We start from the raw sequence: 4,114 nt of genomic DNA on the forward strand, positions 1-4,114 counted from the left end.
TTCGTTCAAGTTATTTCTTGCAATCTGCCATATTCAAAAAAAGGGTAAGCAGTACAGGACTTTTCATTTTTTGGAAAATTTTCGTACTGTTTTATTATGATGCTAGTAACCCATGCGTTAGAAATATGCGATTCGAAAAACTCCTAAAAAAGATCTCCCTTCAGATAAAATAGTGAGTGGCTACCAATTGTAATCACTAACTAAAAAAATAAAAGGAGATCGGAATTTTAAATATCTAAGAGTGGTAGAAATTTAGCGTATACGGCGTGGAATTATAAATATCATTAATCTTTTAGGGCAAAATATCAGAGAAAAGTTATCCATAATGAAGTTAAGAAAGATATTGTACAAATATTTCGGAGACTGTAATAGAAAAAAGTTTTAAAGAATAATAAATGGAAACTTAGTTGCCTAACTATTGTTTTAAACTATGATAATTGAACGGTAATACGTTGTACATTGTGAAGATAGAAAAATTTATCTTGAAATAAAAAATAGTGAAAATTTTATGTTTGTTTTCATTTATAAATTTATAAAATTATAATTTTATNGATTTTTTAATTGCCTCTATACTATTTCTGACAATTTTTTTACTCTGTGGGGGTAAGTTTTGCACATAATTTTCTACAATATCTGTAACTACTTCATACATTTTTTTATTTTCAATACTTGCTATTGTAGATATTGCAGAATGTGTATCTAAAGTTAACCTAATTGATTTTGGTAAATCTTTTGTTGTTAGACGCCTATTTGGATGTTCTAAAATTGTATTGTTTGGCATAACTCGTTTTTCTTCGGCTGATTTTTCAGGATTAAAATTTTCTGGACGTTCAGTTTTATTCTTCCTAAATGAGTTTAAGCCTGGTTTTGTATTCATAATTATTCTCCCTTTTCAAATATTTTCAAGCGATCATTTAATTCCTCAATAACATTTTGATATACAGCGTGAACTCGTCTATCATTAATGTCTTTAATATTATCTGTAATGCCAGTTCTATCAAAGCGCTTTAGTCGAGCCATTTGTTTTATTTGATTTTTAAATATATTTTGCGATCCGAAACTTTTTTTGGCATCTTGTATGACGTCTAAATCTAACTCTGAACCGTTTTGCTGAAGTACTGGTAAAATCCCTAGTAATTCTAATGTTAAGTTATAGTCACTTTGTATTTGGAGTAAATGTTCTATATATTTTTCGGCGCCCTTTAGTGATCTTTCTTGTGTTTGAAGGATGACAACAACATAATCACTTGCTACTAGAGCACTGTCAGTAAATTTATTAAGTTGTGGTGGAACATCAAGAATAATAAAATCATACAAATCTTTTATTTTAGATAATTGTTGTGAAAAATAATGGTCTTGAGAATAATCATCTTCAAAATTTGAATATAAATATCGCTCATATCCTTGTAAGTCTTCATATGAAGGTAAAAGATCCAGGTTATCTTTCACTGTAATTAAGGATTTTTCTAAGTTGTTTTCTTTAATTGCTTCGAAAAGTGTTTCTTTAAATATAGGTTTTTTTTGATATACTCTGTTCATTGTGTTGAGTAATAGGTCGGTAGCATTGGCTTGAGGATCTAAGTCAATAACAAGAACTTTTTTGTTTTGTTTGGACAAAGTATAAGCAAACATTACTGCATTAGTTGTTTTTCCTACTCCTCCTTTAAAATTTCCAGTAGTAATAATTTTTGGCATATTTAGCCCTCCTTTTTTATACTTTTATATTTTTATGCTTTTATAAAAGTATAAAAATATAAAAGTATAAAAATAAATAATTAGTGGAGACCGCTTAGAATATCGTGTGTAAATCCTAGGGTATCTTTTTATATTTTTATAATAGCATAAAGTTATAAAAATATAAAGTTATAAAGTTATAAAGTTATAATAAACCTGCTAATTATTTTTATAAAAGTATAGATTATGCCTTGCTTTTGTTGGTTTAACAATGATACACTTCATATAAATAAAAAAGCACCCTAAAAGAGTGCCTAAAAAGAAAACCGACAGGGATTGCAGTCCCTGACGGTCACAAAATTCCTTATCAACTTGTGACTGTATTTTAGCATGTTTTATCAGCATATGCAATTCGGCGATTCTAACAACAGGGGAGCCAAGCCCTGTGATATAGCTTATTGGAATAGTTTAGGAACTTTCTAATGATCGTTAAAAGTAGACAGGGGGTGAGTCTCGCCGCCACAGCAAAAAGAAACAAGGGATTTTCTACATTATAAGAATAAATTTTTTTAAAACATTAAAATACATAAAGTAATTTCGAGAGACGCTAAAATAAGCGTCTTTTTTTATTGACAATTTAAAAAGCGATAAATTTGGGAGGTGAAAAAATGGAAGAGCAACAGATAAGAGAAATCTTTCGTCGTGTTTTGCATGGTGGACTTAAAGAATTTAAAGTGCGTAATAGTAAAGTCAAAGCATTAGAACCGGTGCCTACACATAAAAAGGGGGCTATTGCAGGTTTTTTTTCAAAAGCAAGTATGGCGCAAGATCGGGGTGTGGTTTTCACTTCTTTGGAAGGACTAGAAGAAAAGGCAGCTCGTCTATCACATTGGACACCCAATGTTTATAATTATTTAACTTATGTAGAACCGCAAAAGAAACATTTAAAGGGACATCAAGAAAACAATTTAAGTCAATTAAATACCTTTGTGGTAGATCTAGATTTTAAAGACGCTGAAACAGCCAAAAAAATGCAGGAAAAAGTTTTTCAGGTTTTAACGATTGCAGATATTTTTCTGCCAACTTTAGTTTTAGCGACTGATAAGGGCTATCATGTGTATTACGTTTTAGATGAACCAGTTTATTTAAAAAGGCATGCTAATCAGCAGTTACCAGCTTTAAATGCTGCCAAAAAAATTGCTAATAATATTAAACAATATCTGCAACAAAAGTTATTTGCGGTTGATGTTGGCTGTAATAATTTTGGGATTTTTCGGATTCCCCACAAGGATAACGTTATTTTCTATGAACCGTGGTTTACGGTAAATTTTGCAGAAATTATGACTTGGTCTAAAGAATTTACACAACGAGAGCAAAAAAAAACAAAAACAAGAATTATTTTACGCTCAAATAGAGTAAAAGGCTATTTGAAACAAATTAAACAACCATGGTTTAAATCTTTGCTTCAAGTAACAGATATTCGACCTGGAGAAGGTTTGGGACGCCATAATACAATTTTCACTCTAGCTTTAGCCTGTTATTCAAGCGAAATGGCAGAACAAAGGTGCTTTGATTTATTAGATGAATTTAATAGTCGTTTAAAACAACCAATTGAAAACAAGGATGTTGTTAAGAGTGTACACGATGCTTTTTCTGGTCGCTATTCAGGGGCTAGTCGTGCCTATATTCGTGAATTAACTTCTCATTGGCTCTCAGAAGATCCTAAAAATAAGATTAGCCCACAAAATTGGTATAAGCATAAAAAGAAGCGAAAGGATCGAATTTACTCGCATCAACATGAATGGGAAGAAGACCTGCTGGACTTGTTAAACAATCAAATAACAGCAGACGGATTTGTGTGTCTTTCAATGCGGAAAATTAAAGAAAAAATGGGAATTAGTTTAGCAAGCCTAGATCGTGTTTTAAAATCTCTCAGAGAAAATAAAAAAATATTTTATCGACCTGGACAAGGAAGAAAAGCTGCACAAATTGCAACGGTAACGACAATTTTAAAGTATTTACAAAAACAAAAAACAATGATGACTACACAATATCATGCTTACTTAAAAAAATGGCTGGATTTAATCCCTAAATATAAAAAAGATAACTTGGTTCACCACTCCAGTGTGAGTCTTATAGATGATACGAGTTAAGATTAAGAGAAGAAATCTTGTGTTCTCAATTGCCAATAAGGTTTTAGTTCCGTACTAGTGGTTTTGTTTTTTGTGGTTATAGTTCTGGATGTTTTTTAGATGGCAAAAAGAGTTAATTCTAGTATATATGCAGGCTAGGCAATGTACAGGTTTTTTGTGTTGGGTGGTATGTGTTTTAATTAAGAAAAAGTGATTTTGAATGTAGAAAAGCAGTTAAGAATATATAAAAATTATGGGATAAAAATGTTGAAAAAATGTTTTATATTAATTAAAGGTTGAAAGTTAAA

Annotated in this window: 2 protein-coding genes; one reads left to right on the forward strand and one right to left on the reverse strand. The window is 30.6% G+C overall.

Going from position 1 to position 4,114, the window contains the following annotated elements; all coding sequences use genetic code 11:
- Nucleotides 1-879 precede the first annotated feature (879 nt).
- Complete coding sequence (locus FC65_RS09175; protein WP_056972438.1) at nt 880-1,695, reverse strand: ParA family protein; 816 nt, start codon at nt 1,693-1,695, stop codon at nt 880-882.
- 647 nt (nt 1,696-2,342) lie between these two features.
- Here FC65_RS09175 and FC65_RS09180 point away from each other — a divergent pair.
- Nucleotides 2,343-3,827: a primase C-terminal domain-containing protein gene (locus FC65_RS09180; protein ID WP_056972439.1), complete on the forward strand. Its 1,485-nt coding sequence runs from the start codon at nt 2,343-2,345 to the stop codon at nt 3,825-3,827.
- The last annotated feature ends 287 nt before the right edge of the window (nt 3,828-4,114 follow it).

It is taken from the genome of Ligilactobacillus acidipiscis DSM 15836 (assembly GCF_001435755.1).
Taxonomy (GTDB): domain Bacteria; phylum Bacillota; class Bacilli; order Lactobacillales; family Lactobacillaceae; genus Ligilactobacillus; species Ligilactobacillus acidipiscis.

Excerpts from the sequence above, each read along its gene's own strand:
- FC65_RS09175 (WP_056972438.1), bottom strand. The coding sequence starts at position 1,695 with ATGCCAAAAATTATTACTACTGGAAATTTTAAAGGAGGAGTAGGAAAA.
- FC65_RS09180 (WP_056972439.1), top strand. The coding sequence starts at position 2,343 with ATGGAAGAGCAACAGATAAGAGAAATCTTTCGTCGTGTTTTGCATGGT.